The following is a 22,613-nucleotide window of genomic DNA, read 5'->3' on the forward strand; positions in this document are numbered from 1 at the left end:
ATGTACGGAAAAATTCAGCAGCATTTGCAAAATGAAATCCAATCGATTAAAGACGGTGGGTTATACAAGAAAGAACGAATTATTACTTCGCCTCAAGGTGCCGAAATAACGGTTAATGGGACGACTGTTTTAAACTTTTGTGCGAACAATTATTTGGGATTATCTTCTCATCCTGAAGTAATTCAAGCGGCCAAAGATGCAATGGATTCGCATGGGTTTGGGATGTCATCGGTACGGTTTATCTGCGGTACGCAAGATATTCACAAATCATTGGAACAAAAAATTGCCGATTTTTATGGCACGGAAGATACAATTTTATATGCCGCAGCATTTGATGCTAATGGTGGGGTTTTTGAACCTTTGCTTGGTGAGGACGATTGTATTATATCCGATAGTCTAAACCATGCCTCTATTATTGACGGTGTTCGATTATGTAAGGCAGCCCGCTATCGTTATGAAAACAACAACATGGCCGATTTGGAAACACAACTTCAAAAGGCAACAGCAGCAGGGCACCGTTTTAAGTTAATTGTTACTGATGGAGTGTTTTCTATGGATGGTCTAGTTGCACCATTGGATAAAATATGCGATTTAGCGGATCAATATGATGCAATGGTTATGGTAGATGAATGCCATGCCGCAGGTTTTATAGGAACTACGGGTAAAGGAACATTGGAAGCAAAAGGAGTTATGGGTCGCGTAGACATCATTACGGGAACACTTGGTAAAGCCTTGGGTGGAGCAATGGGTGGTTATACTACCGCAAAAAAAGAAATAATTGAACTCTTGAGACAGCGTTCGCGTCCGTATTTGTTTTCAAATTCGCTGGCGCCAAGTATTGTTGGTGCTTCGCTTAAAGTTTTTGAATTATTAGAAAAAGATACTTCCTTACGCGATCAATTGGAGTGGAATACCAACTATTTTAAAAAAGGAATGAAAGCCGCTGGATTTGATATCATTGATGGTGACTCTGCCATTGTTCCAGTGATGCTTTATGATGCAAAATTATCACAAGTAATGGCCGATGAATTGTTAAAAAAAGGGATTTATGTTATAGGCTTCTTTTATCCGGTTGTGCCTAAAGAAAAAGCGCGCATTCGCGTACAACTTTCCGCTGCACATACCCAAATTCATTTGGATAAAGCGATAACCGCATTTACTGAAGTTGGAAAAAGCTTAGGGATAATTCATTGAAATATGGGATAACATTTTGATATTTCATTATTTGGTTATAATTTTGCGCACTATTCATATATAATAATCTAACAAAATTAAGTATGAGACATCTTAACAAACTATGTGCTATTTTGATGCTTGCTGGCTTAACCGTTCAAGCTCAAGATTATAACAACAAATGGTCGGTTACTATTGGTGCCAATGCATTTGATGGCGGAAGAGTTAGCGCTGCTTCCACAATTAAAGATCAATTCTCTCAATTCTTCAATGCAAGAGAGTATTGGAGTGTAATGCCGGCAGTGAGCTCAGTAAACGTTTCACATTATGTAGGAAATAACTTCTCTTTTGGAGTTACAGGTTCTATTAACAAAATCAACAAAATGGTTGGTGAACGTGTATACGACGCGGCTACAAATACGAGTGAGTATACCGTAGCTAACCCAGGGGATTTAATGTATTACAGCTTTGATGGTGTGGTTCGCTATAGCTTTATGAGCTTAATCAAATCTAAATCATTTGATCCATCAGCTCAATTTGGTGGTGGTTACTCATGGTTAGGTAATGCTTCAGCAGGTACTGTAAACGCAGGTCTAGGTTTGACTTACTGGTTTGGAAAACAAATTGGTTTTAGCTATTCAGCTACTTACAAGCATTCTTTTGATGACACTCGTTTTGCTAATGTTGATGTACCAACACACATTTTACATTCTGCAGGTTTAATCTTTAAATTTGGTGCAAAAGATACAGACAACGACGGAATTTATGATAATGACGATGCTTGTCCAGATGCTGCGGGTACAATTGAATTTAAAGGTTGTCCAGATTCTGACGGAGATAAAATTATTGACAAAGATGATTCTTGTCCAGATACTCCAGGTTTAGCTCAGTTTGCAGGTTGTCCTGATACAGATGCTGATGGTATTCAAGATAAAGAAGATGCTTGTCCAGATGCAGCTGGTGTTGCTGCTTTAGGAGGATGTCCAGATGCTGACGGTGATGGTATCGCTGATAAAGAGGACAAATGTAAAGATGTTAAAGGTCCAAAAGAAAACGGTGGATGTCCTTGGCCAGATAGAGATGGGGATAAAGTTTTAGATAAAGATGATCAGTGTCCAGATGTTGCGGGTACAGCTGCTAATAAAGGATGTCCTGAAGTAACTGAAGAAGTTATGAAACGTTTGAACGATTATGGAAAAACAATCTTGTTTGATACTGGTAAAGCATCATTCCAAAAACAAACATATCCAGTTCTTGAGGCGATGACAGCTATCTTTAAGGAATATCCAAATTCACAATTCTCTATTGAAGGTCATACAGACAACAAGGGTGCAGATGCTACCAACTTGAAATTGTCTGAAGAAAGAGCAGCAGCTATTAAAAACTTTTTAGTAACTAATGGTATTGATGCTTCGCGTTTATCTTCGAAAGGTTTTGGAGAGTCAATGCCTGTTGCTTCAAACAAAACAAAAGCAGGACAAGCACAAAACAGACGTGTTGAAGTGAAATTAATAAAATAATTTCTTTTTAAATATTTTCAGAAAACGCTCCGAAATTTCGGAGCGTTTTTTATTTTTATACAATGCAAACAGATTCTTTTTTACATCAACTCGCTACCACTATTTTAAAAGATTATTCCACTCAATTGAGTGATGTAGTCATTATACTGCCCAACAAGCGCGCGCGAATATTTTTAATAAACGCATTTCAAAAACAAACGCAGTCAACATTTTTTGCTCCCAAAATTATTAGCATTGAAGATTTCGTTCAAGATATTTCAGGGCTACAATACATCGATGGAATTGAACAGTTGTTTGTATTTTATGAGGTTTATTGTTCGCTAACACCAGATCAGCCAGAACCTTTTGAAACCTTTGCCAATTGGGCAAAAACATTAATTCAAGATTTTAACGAGATTGATCGCTATTTGCTCGATCCGGATAAAATTTTGAAGTATTTAGAAAATATCAAGGAAATCGAACATTGGTCAGTAACCATTGAAAAACAGACCGAATTAATCGAAAAACACTTGGCTTTTTGGCGAAAACTACCCGAATACTATCATGCGTTCTACCAACATTTGCGTTCAGCCAAAAAAGGATATCAGGGATTGATTTACCGTGAAGCAAAAGATAACTTAAATCATTTTACCAACAGTTTACAAAACGAAATTTATCTTTTTGCAGGTTTTAACGCCCTGAACAAAGCCGAGGAGGTTATCGTACAACATTTATTAGCACTTGATAAAGCTAAAATTTACTGGGATATAGATCAAATATTTTTAAATGATCCCTTACATGATGCCGGACATTTTTTACGCCGTTTTCAAAAAGAGTGGCCGTATTATAAAAATAATTCGCTGCAGTGGATTCAAAATGATTTTGATACTCCAAAAAAAATTCAGGTCATGGGAACTTCCAAGTCGATTGGTCAAGCAAAACTCGCAGGACATCTTTTGGAACAACATATAAAAAACCAACCCGAATCCAATCTTCAAAATTGCGCTGTGGTTTTGGGCGATGAAACAATGTTGATGCCGCTACTCTATCATTTACCAGCAGAAGTTCAGGCTTTAAACATCACGATGGGGTATTCGAGTAAAAATAATCCGGCTCAATTGCTCGTTAATAAATGGTTTAAAATGCATATTAATGCGCTTTCTCGAAATGCCAATTCCTATGTGTTTTATTATAAAGAAGTTCTGGATTTATTAACCCACCCGTTGCTCGAACCGTATCTTAAAACACAAAGTCTCGTAAGTCGTATTCGAAGCTATAATATTTCCTTTATTCCTCAACATCGATTGATGGAAATGCAAGGTCAATGTTCCCCCTTGTTCCAACTCGTTTTTGGGGCATGGGAATCCACTCCCTTAGCTATTTTAGAACAGCTTTCAAAGTTGTTATTGTCAATTAAAGAAGAATTCAATTATACCAATACAGAAGAAAAAATAGCCAATGCCTTTTTATATTCGGTTTATAAGGTTATCAATAAATTGATTAGTTATTACCAAACTCATTCGGTAGATAGTAACCCCGAAACGCTCTATGCCTTATATAAACAAGTCATCGACTTGGCCGAAGTTTCATTTGAAGGCGAACCCCTTGAAGGACTCCAAATTATGGGCGTTTTAGAGAGTCGTGTACTCGATTTTGAAACGGTAATTATTACTTCTGTCAATGAAGGTAAATTTCCATCTGGGAAATCTGGAAATTCTTTTATTCCCTATGACGTAAAGCGCGAATATGGATTGCCAACCTACAAAGAAAAAGATGCCATTTATACCTATCATTTCTATCATTTGCTCCAAAGGGCTAAAAACATATACCTAATTTACAATTCCGACTCCGAAGGATTAGATGCTGGGGAACGAAGTCGTTTCATTACTCAATTGCAAGTAGAAAATCGGGATAATCATACCCTTTCATTTGAAATGTACCATCCCGAAGTACCTCAAACCGCTTATGAGCCCATAGTAATTCCAAAAGATGTAGCTGTACTCCAACAATTACAAGATATTGCAACCCATAAGTACTTTTCTCCCTCAGCGCTTACGAATTATGTTCGCAATCCAATACAGTTTTATTTTCAGCGGTTATTACGTGTTTTCGAGGCAGAAGAAGTTGAAGAAAATATTGCCGTCAATACTTTGGGAACTATTATTCACGCGGTATTAGAAGATTTGTATGAGCCCTTTATTGGACAAGTCTTAACCGAAGCTGCTATTATGCAATGTTTCGCGCTGATAGATGAAAAAGTGTTGGAGAAATTCAAAGACGTGTATAAAGAAGGTGAAATAAAAAAAGGGCGCAACTTGCTTGCATTTGAAGTAGCCAAACGCAATGTCTATAATTTCCTTAAACTCGAACTCGATGCGCTACAACAAGGTGATGTTGTACAAATCATTGCTTTAGAACAACCATTCGAACGAGAGTTGATACACCCAAAATTGCCATTTCCAATAAAAATAGGGGGTAACGTCGATCGTATCGAACTCCGAAACCAGCGCATTCGTATTATCGATTACAAAACCGGAAAGGTAGACGCTAATGCAGTTATGTTGTCCAAATGGGAGGGTTTAACCGAAGACATCAAAAATGATAAAATCATCCAAGTGTTAGCCTATGCTTTCTTATACGAACAACAGGCCAAAGGACAACCTGTAGAAGTAGGGATTATTTCTTTTAAAAATTTAAAAGCAGGATTTTTACCCTTTGCGTTTAAAGTAGATAAAGAAGTACACACAGAAGTGACCCCTGCAATAATAAGTGCTTATTTAGATGAGTTGGCAACTTTATTGGCCGAAATCATTAATCCAGACATCCCATTTGTTGAAAAGGTGAATTAAATGGATTTCAAAAAAGACAAAAGGGTTTGTCCTACTTCTTTTTCATTTTCCAAATGACTCATGTGGCCGTCAGGAAAGGTAGTCAGTGCAACTCGTGTATTTTCGATTTGGGTACAATTTTCTTCATAGGGAAGCACGCTGTCCTTTTTTCCTAAAATCAATGCAATGGGATAGGGTCCAAAATGTAACAATACTTCGCGGTCATTTCGGATTTTCATCCCTTCTAATGCGGCGACAATTCCTTGAACAGGGGTTTTTAAGGCTTCTAATTTTACTTGTTCGATGACGTCGGCCAATTTTTCTCGGTTGTCTTCACTAAATAAATTCGCAATCGACATGCGCACAAAAGCCGTGTAGTTTTGTTTCACTGCAGCAATTGCCCGATCACGGTTCTGTTTACGTTCATCACTATCGGCACGCGAAGTCGAGTTGAGTAACACCAATCCCTTGACATTATCGGGATAGCATTCGGCAAAGGCCAGAGCGATATAGCCGCCCATGGAATGTCCAATTAGTACCGATTTTCGAATTTTCAATTCATGCAAAACATGATGTACCATATCGGCTTGATCTTCCATGGTATGCACATAACCGAGGCAACTCGTATTACCATGCCCTAATAAATCAATCGTAATGACCCGGTATTTAGCAGCAAGAACAGGAACCAAATGGTGCCACATGGTTTGGTTTTCTAAAAAACCATGGAGCAAAACCACAGCACTGCCTTTACCCGTTGAGGTATAGTCAATAGTGATATTTTTATAATGCAATTGCGCCATGATTAATAGCAAAAATACAGCTTAAGATGAAATGGCTACAGGGTGTTTATAACTTTTCAATTATCATTAAAATATAAATAGTCAAAAAAGATTGCTGCATAAAAAAACGGCCAATAAGGCCGTCTTTATCAATTAGTGCAATTCCGACTTTTCACGATAAACAAATTGATCACTGCGACTGCAAACTAGTTTTCATTCATCAATTGTTCAATTTCTTCGGCTTCAATCGGGATGTTGCGCATTAAATTGAATGGTGCGCCGCTTTTTTGAATCACTACATCGTCTTCTAAACGAATCCCAAAACCTTCAGCAGGAATATAAATGCCTGGTTCAACGGTAAACACCATATTGGGTTGCATTGGCTCGTATAATAAACCGTAATCGTGGGTATCTAAGCCCAAGTGGTGCGAAGTTCCGTGCATGAAATACTTTTTGTAGGCTGGCCATGCGGGATCTTCGTTTTGTACATCGGCTTTGTCCAATAAGCCCAAACCGAGCAATTCGGAAGTCATGATTTTACCCACTTCTACGTGGTATTCTTTCCAAAGGGTGCCCGGAACTAACAATTTTGTTGCTTCGTTTTTAACCTTCAATACAGCATTATAAACCGCCCGTTGACGTTCGGTAAAACGGCCAGAAACAGGAATCGTGCGACTCAAATCACTAGAGTAATTGGCATATTCAGCACCGACATCCAAAAGCAATAAATCGCCGGCCTTACATTCTTGGTTGTTTTCGATGTAATGCAACACATTGGCATTGGCACCACTTGCGATAATCGGCGTGTAAGCAAAGCCTTTGGAACGGTTACGCAAAAATTCGTGTGCAAACTCGGCTTCGATTTCATATTCCATAACACCCGGTTTTACGAAATTTAAGATGCGACGAATTCCTTTTTCGGTGATGTCGCAAGCGGTTTGCATTAGTGCAATTTCCTGGGATTCCTTAACCGAACGTAAGCGTTGTAAAATTGGATTAGACTTTTCTACTTTATGGGCAGGGTATGTTTCTTTCCACCATTTGATAAAACGATCTTCTCGGGTTTGCGTTTCTACTGAAGCACGGTAGTGTTCATTGGTATTAATATAAATTGTGTCGGCATAAGCCATGACTTCTTTTAGCGTTTTTTGAAAATCTTGGAGCCAAATAACCGAGCGTATACCAGATACTTCGAACGCGCGTTCTTTAGTCAGTTTTTCACCTTCCCAAATGGCGATATGTTCGTTAGTCTCCCGTAAAAATAAAATTTCGCGAAGGTGGGCATAAGGAGCATCTGGAAAAAGCAACAAAATACTTTCTTCTTGATCAGCACCCGATAAATAAAAGATATCACGGTGTTGTGCAAAGGGTAAGGTGCTGTCTGCAGATATAGGATAAATGTCGTTGGAGTTAAATATAGCGACACTGTTCGGTTTCATTTGCGCCGTAAATTTGGCCCGATTAGTACTAAACAATTCGCGGTCAATAGCATGATATTTCATATTCTTTTATTTGAAGATTTTTTATTTGAAGATTTGAAAATGGTTTACCAAAATTACGGATAAGTCTGAAGTGATTCGAGACCAAATGACCTTATTTTACATTTTTTCGAAATTAAGTTTCAATATTAGGGAATTTTTCGGAATGAAATGAAAAGTGTACTTTTAGAAAAAAATTAATCCATGAAAAAGGGAATCCTTTCTTTTTTGTTGCTCATTGGCATTATGTTGCACGCACAAGACAAGTCCGTCTATCAATTATTTGATAAAAACGGAAAAAAAGTGGCCTATAAAAAGCTATTAAAAGCGGCCTTGGAAACTGAAGTTGTTTTGTTTGGCGAATACCACAACAATCCCATTTGCCACTGGCTCGAATTGGAGTTAGCCAAAGGTGTAGCTGCTGATAAAGCTATTGTTATGGGTGCAGAAATGTTTGAAGCCGATAATCAGAAAGCCGTAAATCAGTATTTAGCGGGGAGTATCGATCAGAAAAAATTGGACAGCACCGCGCGGTTATGGCCCAATTATACAACCGATTATAAACCCTTATTGGATTTTGCAAAAGATAATGCAATTAAATTTGTAGCCACTAATATACCACGACGCTATGCTTCTCAGGTCGCTAAAAAAGGATTTGAAGCATTGGAATTACTCTCTCCCGAGGAGAAATCTTGGATGGCACCCTTACCGATGCCTTACGATGCTTCGTTGTCGGGGTATGTCAACATGATGAAAATGATGGGCGAGCATACCAGTCCGAACATGCCCAAAGCTCAAGCATCAAAAGATGCAACTATGGGTTATTTTATTGTTCAAAATTTGCAACCCAACACGGTCTTTTTACACTACAACGGCACCTATCATTCAGATTATTTTGAGGGAATTAGTTGGTATTTACAATCCTATAAGCCCGGAACAAAGATTATTACAATTGCGACAGTTGAGCAAAAGGATATTGATAAATTAGATTCAGAGCATTACAATAAAGCCGACTTTATACTCGTTATCGATGAAGATGTAACAAAGAGTTACTAGGTTTGTCTTGTTTATATCTTAATCGAACTCGTATGAAGAAACTGATTGCGCTTGTAGTTGCAGTGTTGCTTTTTTTACCGTTTTATTCGTGTGAAAAAGAAGAGACGCCAAATACCCATTATTTAATCTTAAAATTTAAGTTCGATCCCACGCAAGAGCGATTGAATAATTTGGGTCAAATTGCATCCGTCCCTACTGGACATGCTGCCCAATCTCCCGTTTTTAATACAATTTCTTCACATTATGTAGAATTAGCTCCAACCGCCAATACCCAATTGGGCCAAGGCACCATTTTGTATCATGCGCCCGAAACAATTGCAGGCGGTGCAAATGCAATTGATTTTAATCAGGCAAAGGTAGTGGCAGAAGATGAAGTTTTTTTGAAAATACCACTAAAACAAGTTGCTGCTGGAAGCTATCAATGGATGCGTGTTTCGTTATCATATCAAAATTATAGGATTGCTGTACGGCATTCGGGAGCTGATTACTTGGGGACTTTAGCAAGTTTTGTGGGATTTAAAACCTATATAACCAATCATTCAATAGGCAATAATTTTTTTACTGTTAACGGTAATCGCGCTCAAGGTTATTGGGCATTTGCTTTAAATGATTTTCCGTATTCAAGTTCGGGTCAAGCCCCCGAAGGCGCTACAACTGTACCTAATCCGTTAGCTGCTACATCACCTATACCGGCGGGTTCCTGTGTGGTAACTGGACAATTTGCTGTGCCTTTACAAATTTCTGGAAATGAAACGAACGATGTAGTAGTAACCATGTCGCTTTCGACCAACCAAAGTTTTGAGTGGATAGATACAACACCCGATGGAAAATACGAACCTTCTGCTGGGGAGTCGGTTGTCGATATGGGTTTACGTGGATTAATTCCAACCTATGTTAAATAAATCTTCCAATTTTCGGTCATAAATAGTTGATTTTCAATAGGCGTTAAACGCTTTTTAAATTCATTATAAATTAGCCTCAAAAGGTTGTAGTTAAGTACAAGAAGCCTTATTTTTGTTTGATTTTTTAAAAAACAGTTATAATCAACGAATAATTATGGCAAAATCTGCACTTTTGAAGTCGTCCATCACAAAAAAATACTGGATGGCTCTTACGGGTTTATTTTTATGCTTGTTTTTGACAGGTCACTTGTTGGGAAATCTACAATTGATTTTCAGCGATGCAAAACATTTTAATGAGTATGCATTGTTCATGACCTCAAATCCAGCAGTTAAAATTTTATCGTATTTAACGTACCTCTCAATTATCTTCCATGCAATCGATGGGATTATGTTGGCTTTTCAAAATAAGGCAGCGCGCCCTGTGGGTTATGCAAAATCCAATCCTTCGGCTAACAGTTCATTTGCATCACGTAATATGGCGGTTTTAGGGACTGTTATTTTAATTTTTATTGTAACACACATGGTAAATTTCTGGGCTAAGATGCATTTTGATAAAAATATGCCTCTAGCAAGTAAAGAAATTTCAAATATGGGGGTTACGCAAAAAATGGCTATTGGTATTTTAGGTTCACCCAATCCAATGTTTCCATTAACTCCAGAAGGAACTATTGATCCGATGACTTTGAAGCAATACCGTTTGGTGCAAAAGGATCTTACCACAATTACGGATGAAAAAGGAGAAGTCATTTTTGTTGGAATGAAAGATTTGCACAAAATTACAGTAGCGTTTTTCAAAGATGCCAAAACGGGTTTGATGGCTACATTGTTGTATGTTGCAGCAATGTTGGTTTTAGCCTTCCATTTATTACATGGTTTTCAAAGTGCCTTTCAATCTTTGGGAGCAACTAGTCGTAAATTTACTCCAGCAATCAAATTCTTCGGAACAGCGTTTGCCATTGTAGTTCCGGCTTTATTTGCTGCCATTCCTGTTTACATTCACTTTTTCTTAAAATAATCAACATCGCATTATGAAGTTAGATTCGAAAATACCGGTAGGTCACATTTCAGAGAAGTGGACCAATCACAAGAATAACTTAAAATTAGTGGCTCCTAATAACCGTCCAAAAATTGACATTATTGTTGTAGGAACGGGTTTAGCTGGGGCATCCGCAGCGGCTTCTCTAGGTGAAATGGGGTACAATGTAAAAGCGTTTTGTTTTCAAGATTCTCCACGTCGCGCGCACTCGATTGCTGCTCAAGGTGGAATTAATGCTGCTAAAAATTACCAAAACGATGGGGATTCAACCTACCGTTTATTTTACGATACAATTAAAGGTGGTGACTACCGTGCGCGTGAGGCAAACGTACACCGATTAGCCGAAGTTTCAGGAAATATTATTGACCAATGTGTAGCACAAGGTGTCCCCTTTGCTCGTGAATACGGAGGTATGTTGGACAATCGTTCTTTTGGAGGAACACAAGTGCAACGTACATTTTATGCAGCTGGACAAACGGGTCAACAGTTGTTGCTAGGAGCCTATTCGGCATTGTCACGTCAAATTGGTTTAGGACGTGTTCAAATGTTTCACCGTCATGAGATGTTGGATTTAGTAAAGATCGATGGTAAAGCTCGAGGAATAATCGCACGCAACTTAGTTACGGGTGAAATCGAGCGTCATTCTGCACATGCAGTGATCATTGCATCGGGAGGTTATGGAAATGTTTATTTCTTGTCGACCAATGCAATGGGAAGTAACGTTACAGCAGCATGGAAAATTCACCGTCAAGGAGCTTTATTTGCAAACCCTTGTTTTGTTCAAATTCATCCTACTTGTATTCCTGTTCATGGAACGAACCAATCCAAATTGACCTTGATGTCTGAATCGCTTCGCAATTCAGGGCGTATTTGGGTACCTAAGAAAAAAGAAGATGCAGAAGCCATTCGTGCGGGTCAGTTAAAACCCACTCAAATAGCCGAAGAAGATCGCGATTACTTTTTAGAAAGAAGATATCCAGCATTTGGTAACTTAGTTCCGCGTGACGTGGCGTCGCGTGCTGCAAAAGAGCGTTGTGATGCAGGATTTGGTATTGAGGCAAATGACACCAACGAAGGAGTTTATTTGGATTTTTCTACTGAGATTCAAAACAAAGGAAAACAAGCGGCTTATGCAGCAGGTAATCATAATCCTTCCGCGGAAGAAATTACGCGTTTAGGGAAAAAATGGTTGGAAGAAAAGTATGGTAACTTGTTTACGATGTACCAGAAAATTACCGACGAAAATCCATATGAAACGCCTATGAAAATCTATCCTGCGGTTCACTATACTATGGGTGGAGTTTGGGTTGACTACAATTTACAATCAACTATTCCAGGTTGTTTTGTCGCAGGGGAAGCAAATTTCTCTGACCACGGAGCAAACCGTTTGGGAGCTTCTGCTTTGATGCAAGGACTAGCTGATGGTTATTTTGTTTTACCGTATACCGTTTCTAATTACTTGGCAGACGATATTCGTACAGGGAAAATTTCTATAAATTCTCCAGAATTTGATGAAGCCGAGCAACGAGTAAAAGATCAAATCAACAACTTCTTAAACAACAACGGTTCAAAATCAGTGGATCACTTCCATAAACGTTTAGGATTGATCATGTGGAATAAAGTAGGGATGGGTCGTAACACTGAAGGCTTGAATGAAGCTATCCGTGAAATTGCCGCTTTACGCGAAGAATTCTATAAGGAAGTTTATGTTCCTGGAAGCGCAGATGAATTAAATCCTGAATTAGACAAAGCGATGCGTGTTGCTGATTTTATCGAATTAGGACAGTTAATGGCGATGGATGCACTACAACGTAATGAGTCTTGTGGAGGGCACTTCCGTGAAGAGTACCAAGATGCTGAAGGCGAAACTTTGCGCGATGATGCCAACTTTTCATTTGTTGGAGCTTGGGAATATAAAGGTCAAGATATTAGTAAAGCAGAACTTCATAAAGAAGAACTGAAATACGAGTTTATTAAAATTGCAGCTAGAAACTATAAATAATCGGAGACATGGCTTCTAAAAAGAACATCAACATAAATTTGAAAATTTGGCGTCAAAAAAATGGCAATGCCAAAGGTCAATTGGTAGACTATAAATTAGATAATGTATCTACCGATAGCTCATTCTTGGAAATGTTAGACCAATTAAATGAGCAATTAATAGCACAAAAACAAGAGCCAATAGCGTTTGATCACGACTGTCGTGAAGGAATCTGCGGAATGTGTTCGTTGTATATCAACGGTCGCGCCCATGGACCCGACACAGGAATCACTACGTGTCAATTGCATATGCGTATGTTTAAAGATGGCGATACTATTTATGTAGAGCCCTGGAGAAGTCGCGCATTTCCTATCATCAAAGACTTGGTGGTAGATCGCAGTTCCTTTGATCGTATCCAACAAGCGGGTGGTTTCGTTTCGGTTAACACTTCGGGTCGTACGATTGATGCAAATACCATTCCCATACCAAAAGACGATGCCGACAAAGCATTTGAAGCAGCCGCTTGTATCGGTTGTGGCGCTTGTGTTGCCACATGTAAGAATGGTTCTGCAATGTTATTCGTAGGGGCAAAAGTGTCTCAGTATGCATTATTGCCACAAGGTAAAGTAGAAGCAACGCAACGGGTTTTAAATATGGTACGCCAAATGGACGAAGAAGGATTCGGAAATTGTACCAATACGGGAGCTTGCGAAATTGAATGCCCAAAAGGAATTTCTTTAGAAAACATTGCACGAATGAATCGTGAATATTTAAAAGCAAGTATTAAATAAGTCCCACATAAAAGGTTAATTCATACGAAAGCACTCCATAACGGGGTGCTTTTTTTATTTTTGACGACTTGCTCATAGGGCAATACTACCGCTTAAACGCACAAAAAAACGTATATTTGAAAATAACAAATGATTACCTATGAAATTCCTATTCTCCCTATTGTTGAGTGGATGGGCGTTAACTGCAACGGCTCAGCATTTATCGCAGTATGTTAACCCAATGATTGGCACTGATGGTCACGGACATACCTTTCCTGGCGCAACTTTACCCTATGGCATGGTGCAACTTTCTCCCGATACCCGTATCGATGGAAGCTGGGACGGATGTTCAGGCTACCATTATTCTGATCCGGTAATCTTCGGGTTTTCCCATACGCATTTAAATGGAACCGGCTGCTCCGATTACGGTGACATCATGCTTATGCCTACGATGGATAACATTTCATTTGTACCCAGTCAATATTCTTCGCCATTTTCACATAAAAAAGAAAAAGCGGCAGCTGGATATTATCAAGTACATTTAGATAAACACCAAATAGACGTTCGTTTAACCGCATCCACTCGAGTTGGATTTCATGAATATACATTCTCTAAATCTGGAAAAGCTAGTTTGATTATCGATTTGAATCATCGGGATAAGTTGCTCTATGGGGCTATTCGTCTAGTAGATGCCACAACTATTGAAATTTTACGTCGCAGTGAAGCTTGGGCAAAAGATCAATATGTGTATGCTCGAATTGAATTTGATACACCGATGACCGTTACGAAAGCATTAGGTAATGCTGAAAATAAAAATGGATTTTATTCGGGGACCGAAGTGAAAATTGCATTGAGTAAAAAAGTAAATACCGGAGATAAGATTAAAGTTAAAGTCTCACTTTCTCCGACATCTTATGAAGGCGCAAAGCTAAATAGCGCTGAGATTCCGCATTGGGATTTTGAAAAAGTGGTGCAAGAAGCGGCTCGTTCGTGGGATCAAGAACTGGCTAAAATTCAGATTACATCAACGGATACCGATAAAAAAGCCATTTTTTATACTGCTTTATACCACACAATGATGCAGCCCAATGTGGCGCAAGATATTGACGGTTCCTATAGAGGTCGCGACAACTTAATTCATAAAGCGGAAGGATTTACTTATTATTCGGTGTTTTCGCTATGGGATACCTTTCGTGCAGCGCATCCTTTATATACCTTAATTGATAAAAAACGTACTGCCGATTATATTAATACATTCCTCAAACAATATGAACAAGGGGGACGTTTACCCGTTTGGGAATTGGCCTCTAATGAAACCGATTGTATGATTGGGTACCATGCCGTTTCGGTTATTGCTGATGCGATGGCTAAAGGAATTCAAGGATTTGATTATGAAAAAGCTTTTGAAGCTTCAAAACATTCGGCAATGCTGGATCATTTGGGATTAGCAGCTTATAAACAACAGGGCTTTATAGCTATGGACGACGAACACGAAAGTGTTTCTAAAACTTTAGAATATGCTTATGATGATTGGTGTATTGCGCAAATGGCAAAAATTTTGGGCAAATCAGAAGAGTATACCTATTTTATGAAGCGTTCACAATCGTGGAAAAATGTTTTTGATTGGAACGTTGGGTTTATGCGACCCAAAAAGAATGGCGGTTGGGACAAGCCTTTTGATCCACGGGAAATCAACAATAATTTCACGGAGGGCAACAGTTGGCAATATTCATTTTTTGTACCTCAAGACATCCCTGGTATGATTGAAGCCTATGGTGGTCCTGCTCAATTTGAAGCTAAATTGGATGAAATGTTTACAAGTGAAAGTAAAACAACCGGTCGCGAACAAGTTGATGTAACGGGACTTATTGGGCAGTATGCCCATGGAAACGAACCCAGTCACCACATGACCTATTTATATAACTATATAGGCAAACCCGAGAAAACCCGAGAAAAAGTTCATTATATTCTTCATAATTTTTACAAAAACACCCCAGATGGTTTGATTGGAAATGAAGACTGCGGACAAATGAGCGCTTGGTATGTGTTGAGTTCAATGGGAATTTATTCGGTTACCCCTGGTGAGGAAAAATGGGAGAGTATAACGCCTTTATTTGATGGGATTGTCATAAAAGATGAAACCGGAAAAAGTATTGTTGAGTACCAAAAAGAGGTTGTAAATGGGATATCCAATCGAATTTTTTTATTGCCTAGTAAAATGAAAGAACAACTGCTTCAAAGTAGAAGTTCAACCTATTCCCAATTCACAAAAGTAGAAGAAATTAGTGCCGCAATCCCGCTACTTCCTGTCCCCGTGTTTCAAGCAACAAGTAAATCGTTTAAAGATACTTTGCGCGTTGAATTGATGTCCCAAAACCCTAAGGATGAACTTTACTATTCTATTTCATATCCAGATGAGGTTCAAAAAATAGTTGGAGTTTCTTTTCAATATACCCAACCTCTTACGATTTCCAAAACGGCTACGATTAAAGCTTTTTCTAAAAATAAAACTACCCAAAGCGCTACCGTTGAGGCTACTTTTTATAAAAAACCCAATACATATACGATTGCCATTCAATCCAAATACAACCCGCAATATCATGCCGGTGGTCCAGAAGGATTGCTTGATGGTATCCACGGTACGACCAATTGGAGGAAAGGCGATTGGCAAGGCTATCAATCACAAGATTTTGAAGCTATAGTAGATATGCAAGCAGTCAAACCTGTTTCAAGTATTAAAGCTTTTTGCTTACAAGATAGCCGTTCGTGGATTTTAATGCCGAGCAAAGTTGAGTATTTTTCATCATTAGATGGGATAAACTTTACTTTAGTTGGAACAGTCCACAATACCTTAGACCCAAAAAACGACACCAATTCAATTCAAGATTTTGCCTTTAATTTGGATAAAATATTATCTGCTCGCTACATCAAAGTAAAAGCGTATAATTTTGGAAAATTACCCGATTGGCATATAGGTGTAGGCGGCGATGCATTTATATTTATTGACGAAATCGAAATCAAGTAGCCATGAAAATCGCCATTGTACAGTCAGAATCTATTTGGGAAAATCCAAGTGCAAATCGCACACTATTTGATGAAAAATTCAATACAATTTTGCCAGAAACCGACTTAATTGTACTCCCGGAAATGTTTACTACAGGTTTTACCATGCAACCGCAATTTTGTGCAGAATCAATGGATGGTCCAACGGTAGTTTGGATGCAATCTTGGGCAAAAAAGTTACATGCAGCACTAATAGGAAGTATAGCCGTGGAAGACAATGGACACTTTTACAACCGATTATTTTTTGTTCATCCTGACGGTAAACTAGAAATTTATAATAAACGGCATCGATTTACTTTAGCCGGTGAACATCAGGTATACACAGCTGGAAAAGAACGCTTAATCGTAACTTATAAAGGATGGAAAATTTGTCCATTAATTTGCTATGATCTTCGATTTCCCGCGTATTCCCGCAATACTGAAAATTATGATATCTTACTTTACGTGGCCAATTGGCCGCAGCCTAGAATACAAGCCTGGGATCTATTATTGCGCGCTAGAGCTGTCGAAAACATGTGTTATACGCTTGGCGTCAACAGGGTTGGCCAAGATGGAAATAACCATTGCTATGTAGGCCATTCACAAGCTATCGATTGTTTTGGAAACTATAGTTTAGCGCCCCAACAAAACGATGCTATTTACTATGTGGAATTGAATAAAAAAACATTAGAAGAAAATCGCAAAAAATTTCCTTTTTTAGAGGATCGCGACACCATACATTGGGATTAATTTCCGTTTAAATCGATCAGCTGTTCCGCATCCCAATTCATGCGGACGTCGATCGTTTCGGGATAATAAAATACCTCTTCACTTTGCCGTTGTTCAATAAAATTTCCAGGCGTCCATTTTTGATCTTTGTCGTCATCATAAATGATGCGAACAGTAAAAGCATTAGGTTGTACTAAATCGAAGTTGATTTCATTGGATTTTTCACTATAGGAAGAAGCTAAAATTTTACCGGTTTTGTCGGTCAATTCAACCAATATAGGAAATCGTTTTACATTTTGGAGGACCAATTTTAAATTGCCATAATCGGCATAATCTAATGTGTTGGTTTCATATTTTATGGTATCGTTTTGTTTCCCGAAATCATCGAGTAGTGCCCCAGGTAAAAGGTGTAATTTGTACTTCTGATTGGGTTCTTTATCAAAAATTAACGCCAACTCTTTATTAATTTCTGAATAAAAAGGTTTGTAATTTACTAGGGTAGAATCTTTTCGATACAATTTTATTTTTGAGACCTCCCAAGATTGAAGTGGAATACTCGTCCGAATACGTAAGGTATCTCTAAAATGCAAGGTCCCTTTCGGTTCAATAGCAATGGATAAACTATCTTTTTTAAAATCTTTTACTCGAAATCCAAATTGTTTTTTATACTTATTTTCAAGCACGGTTAAGGTAAGGGAATCGTTTTTTTGGGCAGCAAACCAAACTTCAACCGAATCTTTTCCCTGTAATTTTGTTACTTTATGAGGGATGATTTCCGTTCCGCGATTTAATGTGATTTTATTTTTTTCAAGGGTTCCTTGGTGTCCAAGTAATACTCTAGAAGCTTTTACATGGGCGGAAGTTGTGATTTTTAAAGGTTTCCGTTCTTTAAATAATTCCAATTCAAAAACCGTATCATTTGGAATCGATACAATATCTTTTTGAAATCCGATTTTTTCATTTTTAGGATCAAACGTATTGTTTTTATTCAAATCAGTTACAGCGATAAGTCGGTATTTACCCGCTTTAATGTTTTCAAATCGCATTATTTTCAAGCTATCAAGACTATTGACAATATATTGAGGCGGTTTTTTAAATACAATTGAATCATTATACGTGTCATTAACTTCATAAAGCATTATCGAAACGAAATTATCGGTGTTTTGGGCCAATGCATCTTTAATTTTAACGCTTAATTGTAAAGAATCAAGGGTTGGTCCGGTTGCGACCACATAGCGAAATTGGGGATACGGATTTCCTTCGTTATTATCTTGTATGCTCCGCCCAAAATTAAAACTGTATGTGGTGTTGGGCTTTAACGTATCTTTAATTTTAATTGTTAATGTTTTACTTGCCGTTTGCGGACTAACTTCAGGCGCTATTTTCATGGGTGGAGAAACCACAAGTTGCTTCTGAATATCTTTTAGCTTAACATATTCATCAAATTGAATTCGGATTTCATTCCCATTAAAGTTTGTGCTTAAATTTTTAGGAATACTAAACAACATTCGGGGTGGAATGGTGTCTTTTGGTCCACCAGATATAGATCCACGACGAGCACAAGAAGGAATGAGTACGGTCAACAAAACCAAGGAAGCAAATACGGCTACTTGTTTGCGCATGAAATCAAAATTTTACGTTGCAAAGTAACAATTATAATTGGTGTTTGGGAAATCTTTTTCATCAGAATTAACGATTTATTGACTCATGGCCATACAAAGAACACTAATTTTTGCGCCAGGAATCTTTAATAGTTCACGCGCACAAGCTTCAAGAGTAGAGCCCGTAGTAATTACATCATCAACCAAAACGAAATGTTTATGGTAGTGATTTTCGTTGAAGTTAACGCTAAAAATGGACTGTACAATTTCAGCGCGCCCAATAATTGATTTTTTAGTTTGCGTTTTCGAATATAAATTTCTCCTAAGGATAGTGTCCTCAAATGGGATGGACCAACTTTCAGCTAATGCCTTGCCATAGGAAGTCACTTGATTATAACCCCGTTGCCTTTGTTTTCTGGGGTGTAACGGTACAGGAATGATATAATCGGGTGCTGGGTTGAGTATGCTTGAATTAAGTACGGAACTATGCCATAAGCCTAGGGCGGTTCCTACAGCTTCATTTCCTTTCTATTTGAGTTCATGAATCAACGATTGTACTAAACTTTCTTTGTGGAAATAAAGTAATGAGCCTCCAAAAACAATAGGGATTCGTCCATAAAATTTTCGAACAATTTCATTTTCAGCAACAGCATGGTGAGAAGTTACAGGGAGTACATGCCGACAATGACTGCAGAGCACCCATTCTTCAGAAATTAAAAAACCACGACAAGCGGCACATGTCTCTGGATAAAAGAGGCGAATAAGATGTGATAACATAGGCGTATAAATAAAGTCATAAAGATAGAAAATTCCTTGATTAACATACGATTTCACGGCACTTTTTATATTTTTGCACCACTATGGCAAAACAAGAAGATCTATTCAAAAATGTAATTTCGCATGCAAAAGAATACGGGTTTATTTTCCCTTCTAGCGAAATTTATGACGGTTTAAGCGCCGTATACGATTATGCTCAAAATGGAGTAGAATTAAAGAAAAACATCCGCGAATATTGGTGGAAAGCAATGGTGCAGATGCACGAAAATATTGTGGGAATTGATGCGGCAATACTAATGCATCCTACCACTTGGAAAGCTTCTGGTCACGTTGATGCATTCAATGATCCGTTGATTGATAATAAAGATTCCAAAAAACGCTTTCGCGCCGATGTGCTAATTGAAGATTATTGCGAAAAATTGCAACAAAAAGCACAAAAGGAAATCGATAAAGCCCGTGAACGATTTGGAGCTTCATTTGATGAACAGCAGTTTATTACTACAAATGGACGTGTAGTTGAGTATTTAACCCAAAAGAAAACCATTTTAGAACGCATGGCACGTTCTTTAGACAGTGGTGATTTGGAGGATGTAAAAGCATTGATTGAAGAATTAGCGATTGTCGATCCCGATACGGGTTCCAAAAATTGGACTGAAGTACGGCAGTTCAATTTGATGTTTGGCACTAAATTGGGCGCAGCAGCAGAAAATGCGATGGATTTATACCTCCGTCCCGAAACGGCACAGGGAATTTTTGTGAATTTCTTAAATGTTCAAAAAACGGGTCGTATGAAGATTCCTTTTGGAATTGCCCAAACGGGTAAAGCATTTCGTAATGAAATTGTGGCACGTCAATTTATTTTCCGTATGCGTGAATTTGAACAGATGGAAATGCAGTTTTTTGTCAAGCCAGGTGAAGAGATGAAATGGTATCAATATTGGAAAGAAACGCGTTTAAAATGGCACCAATCGTTAGGTTTAGGCGCTGAAAATTACCGCTTTCATGATCATGAAAAATTAGCACATTATGCGAATGCCGCCGCCGATATTGAGTTCAATTTTCCATTTGGATTTAAAGAGTTGGAAGGGATTCATTCGCGAACCGACTTTGATTTGAAAGCCCATGAGCAGTATTCAGGAAAAAAATTACAATATTTTGACACTGAAGAAAACAAAAACTATGTTCCCTATGTCGTTGAAACTTCGGTGGGTTTAGACCGTATGTTTTTGGCGGTATTTTCAAAATCGTTACAGGAAGAAACACTAGAAGATGGAAGTACGCGAACGGTGTTGCGTTTACCGAGTGTTTTAGCTCCTACAAAAGCAGCGGTATTGCCCTTGGTTAAAAAAGACGGACTACCCGAATTGGCACGCGAAATTATTGAAGAATTAAAATGGGATTTTAACGTAGCGTATGATGAAAAAGATGCGGTTGGTCGTCGTTACCGCCGACAAGATGCTTTAGGAACCCCATTTTGCATAACCGTAGATCATCAATCGTTAGAAGACCAAACGGTAACCCTACGTCATCGAGATACAATGATTCAAGATCGTGTTAAAATAACTGAATTACGAGCAATAATCAATACTGAAGTTTCTATGCGCAATTGGTTATTACGTTCGAAATAATCAAGAAAAGCAAAATAAAAAGCGGCATTAAACGGCCGCTTTTTTTGTTTATAAAATTGTTCAAAAATAGTAATTGTTTCACTTTTCACTAGAGTCATAATGTTTCTAAATTCATTGAAGCAAATTCATAGGTTAAATTGGTTGAATTGCTGCAGTATTTTCAGTTGATTAGCCAATAAAAGCGCTTCAAGTTTTCTACGAGTAACGGGTCTTTTGATATTAAATAAGGGAGCGTTGAAATAGAAATAGAGGTTATAAAAGCTAGTTATTTTACCAATTGAATCCGTTAGCCCCAGCTATCAATGATTTTTATAATTAAACTTAATCCATTTTGAAAAAAAGGACTAACGCTTTGCTAAAAAGTAAAAGCAATTGAGGACGTTTACCTTTGTTATTATCGATGATAATCCAAATCATATAAAGAAAACTATGGCAACTGCTGTTAATTTTCCTTATATGAGATGTATGGGAAGTGCCGCCAACAGTGATGCGGGTGTCGATCTCGTATTGGAACATCGGCCGGATTTTATCTTTTTAGAAATTAATCCTAAAGAGCAAGAATCTGGCTTATCCTTGCATTTCATCAGTGAATTACATCGGTATCTTTTACAACTTCCAAAAATAATTATCACTACGAAAGATCATACCCAATGCCCTACGGCATTCCAATTTGGCGTTTTTGATTATTTGATACATCCTATTGCTGTTAAAGATCTTCGTAAAACACTTTTGCGTTTTGAAAAAGAAATTGGTGAAGGGCAGCCTATAAAAAATCAAATGGTGCCTCCCAATAATATCAACCATGTTGCTGATGAAGCCCGAACAATTTTAGTTGATAATGATTTGCCCGAACCGATTCAAGAACAAAGCGAACTACCTGAGGAAGCGACACATTTACCAGAAAATAATGAATTAGCCAAGACTCTGGATGAATCCGGTGAGAAAAACACAACGCAAAGAATTGCCGAGCAACCCATTCAAAAACCCTTGGTGATATGCGTAAAATCGTATGGGGATTACCGCTATATTGATGCTGCAGAAATTTGTTATTTGCAAGCCGATAACAATTCAACAGATATTCATTTAAATTCAGGAGAAATGATAACAGCATTCAAAACTTTAAAACATTTTGAAAGTGTGCTTCAACATCCTTTTGTACGAATCCATAACAGTTATATTGTAAACTGCAATTACATTGCTCGTATTCACACAGGGAATTCCGTTTGTCATATAAAAAATTCTTCGGTCAAAATTCCCTTTTCAAAATCGTACAAAGACAATATTGAGCAGATAATCAGTAGCATAGCGTCTGGAAATTATTTGGAGATATAAAT

At 38.0% G+C, this 22,613-nt stretch carries 17 protein-coding genes; 12 read left to right on the plus strand and 5 right to left on the minus strand.

Going from position 1 to position 22,613, the window contains the following annotated elements; translation table 11 throughout:
- From kbl to Q0039_RS01560, 3 genes are all read left to right on the plus strand, one after another.
- Positions 1 to 1,194: a glycine C-acetyltransferase gene (gene kbl, locus Q0039_RS01550; protein WP_297508002.1), complete on the plus strand. Its 1,194-nt coding sequence runs from the start codon at positions 1 to 3 to the stop codon at positions 1,192 to 1,194.
- An 83-nt stretch (positions 1,195 to 1,277) separates the two neighbouring features.
- Positions 1,278 to 2,693 (plus strand): OmpA family protein, encoded by a 1,416-nt coding sequence (locus Q0039_RS01555; protein WP_297508005.1) that lies wholly within the window; start codon positions 1,278 to 1,280, stop codon positions 2,691 to 2,693.
- Positions 2,694 to 2,755: 62 nt separating this feature from the next.
- Positions 2,756 to 5,521: a PD-(D/E)XK nuclease family protein gene (locus Q0039_RS01560; RefSeq protein ID WP_297508008.1), complete on the plus strand. Its 2,766-nt coding sequence runs from the start codon at positions 2,756 to 2,758 to the stop codon at positions 5,519 to 5,521.
- On the opposite strand, the gene Q0039_RS01565 is transcribed toward Q0039_RS01560, so the two are convergent.
- Both Q0039_RS01565 and Q0039_RS01570 read right to left on the minus strand, forming a co-directional pair.
- Positions 5,518 to 6,300, minus strand: a complete 783-nt coding sequence (locus Q0039_RS01565; RefSeq protein ID WP_297508011.1) for an alpha/beta hydrolase — start codon at positions 6,298 to 6,300, stop codon at positions 5,518 to 5,520. The two genes, Q0039_RS01560 and Q0039_RS01565, sit on opposite strands and share 4 nt — an antisense overlap.
- A 185-nt stretch (positions 6,301 to 6,485) precedes the next feature.
- The gene (locus Q0039_RS01570; protein ID WP_297508014.1) at positions 6,486 to 7,781 is read right to left on the minus strand and encodes an aminopeptidase P family protein; all 1,296 of its coding nucleotides are present in this window, start codon (positions 7,779 to 7,781) and stop codon (positions 6,486 to 6,488) included.
- A 180-nt stretch (positions 7,782 to 7,961) separates the two neighbouring features.
- Here Q0039_RS01570 and Q0039_RS01575 point away from each other — a divergent pair, with 180 nt between their 5' ends.
- The 7 genes from Q0039_RS01575 (at position 7,962) to Q0039_RS01605 (ending at position 17,294) form a co-directional block, all read left to right on the plus strand.
- Positions 7,962 to 8,813 carry a ChaN family lipoprotein gene (locus Q0039_RS01575; RefSeq protein ID WP_297508017.1) on the plus strand — a complete coding sequence of 284 codons (852 nt, stop codon included), beginning with the start codon at positions 7,962 to 7,964 and terminating at the stop codon, positions 8,811 to 8,813.
- Positions 8,814 to 8,845: 32 nt separating this feature from the next.
- Positions 8,846 to 9,715, plus strand: coding sequence for a hypothetical protein (locus Q0039_RS01580; protein ID WP_297508020.1), 870 nt, complete (start codon positions 8,846 to 8,848; stop codon positions 9,713 to 9,715).
- A gap of 154 nt (positions 9,716 to 9,869) precedes the next feature.
- Entirely contained in the window at positions 9,870 to 10,730 is an 861-nt protein-coding gene (locus tag Q0039_RS01585) for a succinate dehydrogenase cytochrome b subunit (RefSeq protein ID WP_297508023.1), read from the plus strand.
- 13 nt (positions 10,731 to 10,743) lie between these two features.
- Positions 10,744 to 12,753 (plus strand): fumarate reductase/succinate dehydrogenase flavoprotein subunit, encoded by a 2,010-nt coding sequence (locus tag Q0039_RS01590; RefSeq protein WP_297508026.1) that lies wholly within the window; start codon positions 10,744 to 10,746, stop codon positions 12,751 to 12,753.
- Between the two features lie 8 nt (positions 12,754 to 12,761).
- Positions 12,762 to 13,523 (plus strand): succinate dehydrogenase/fumarate reductase iron-sulfur subunit, encoded by a 762-nt coding sequence (locus tag Q0039_RS01595; protein ID WP_297508029.1) that lies wholly within the window; start codon positions 12,762 to 12,764, stop codon positions 13,521 to 13,523.
- A 139-nt stretch (positions 13,524 to 13,662) separates the two neighbouring features.
- A complete protein-coding gene (locus tag Q0039_RS01600; protein ID WP_297508032.1) occupies positions 13,663 to 16,527 on the plus strand; it encodes a GH92 family glycosyl hydrolase in 2,865 nt (954 codons plus the stop codon).
- Between the two features lie 2 nt (positions 16,528 to 16,529).
- Complete coding sequence (locus Q0039_RS01605; RefSeq protein ID WP_297508034.1) at positions 16,530 to 17,294, plus strand: amidohydrolase; 765 nt, start codon at positions 16,530 to 16,532, stop codon at positions 17,292 to 17,294.
- Here the strand turns inward: Q0039_RS01605 and Q0039_RS01610 are convergent.
- The 3 genes from Q0039_RS01610 to Q0039_RS01620 all read right to left on the minus strand — a co-directional run bounded on the left by Q0039_RS01610 (position 17,291) and on the right by Q0039_RS01620 (position 19,708).
- Positions 17,291 to 18,895 (minus strand): Ig-like domain-containing protein, encoded by a 1,605-nt coding sequence (locus tag Q0039_RS01610; protein WP_297508037.1) that lies wholly within the window; start codon positions 18,893 to 18,895, stop codon positions 17,291 to 17,293. The genes Q0039_RS01605 and Q0039_RS01610 overlap by 4 nt on opposite strands.
- Before the next feature lie 75 nt (positions 18,896 to 18,970).
- Positions 18,971 to 19,261 carry a phosphoribosyltransferase family protein gene (locus tag Q0039_RS01615; protein WP_297508040.1) on the minus strand — a complete coding sequence of 97 codons (291 nt, stop codon included), beginning with the start codon at positions 19,259 to 19,261 and terminating at the stop codon, positions 18,971 to 18,973.
- A gap of 141 nt (positions 19,262 to 19,402) precedes the next feature.
- Positions 19,403 to 19,708 (minus strand): hypothetical protein, encoded by a 306-nt coding sequence (locus Q0039_RS01620; RefSeq protein ID WP_297508043.1) that lies wholly within the window; start codon positions 19,706 to 19,708, stop codon positions 19,403 to 19,405.
- Positions 19,709 to 19,734: 26 nt separating this feature from the next.
- Here Q0039_RS01620 and Q0039_RS01625 point away from each other — a divergent pair, with 26 nt between their 5' ends.
- Both Q0039_RS01625 and Q0039_RS01630 read left to right on the plus strand, forming a co-directional pair.
- Entirely contained in the window at positions 19,735 to 21,279 is a 1,545-nt protein-coding gene (locus tag Q0039_RS01625) for a glycine--tRNA ligase (RefSeq protein WP_297508046.1), read from the plus strand.
- Between the two features lie 372 nt (positions 21,280 to 21,651).
- Complete coding sequence (locus Q0039_RS01630) at positions 21,652 to 22,611, plus strand: response regulator transcription factor (protein WP_297508049.1); 960 nt, start codon at positions 21,652 to 21,654, stop codon at positions 22,609 to 22,611.
- Positions 22,612 to 22,613: the final 2 nt, after the last annotated feature.

It is taken from the genome of Flavobacterium sp. (genome assembly GCF_027484945.1).
Lineage (GTDB): Bacteria > Bacteroidota > Bacteroidia > Flavobacteriales > Flavobacteriaceae > Flavobacterium.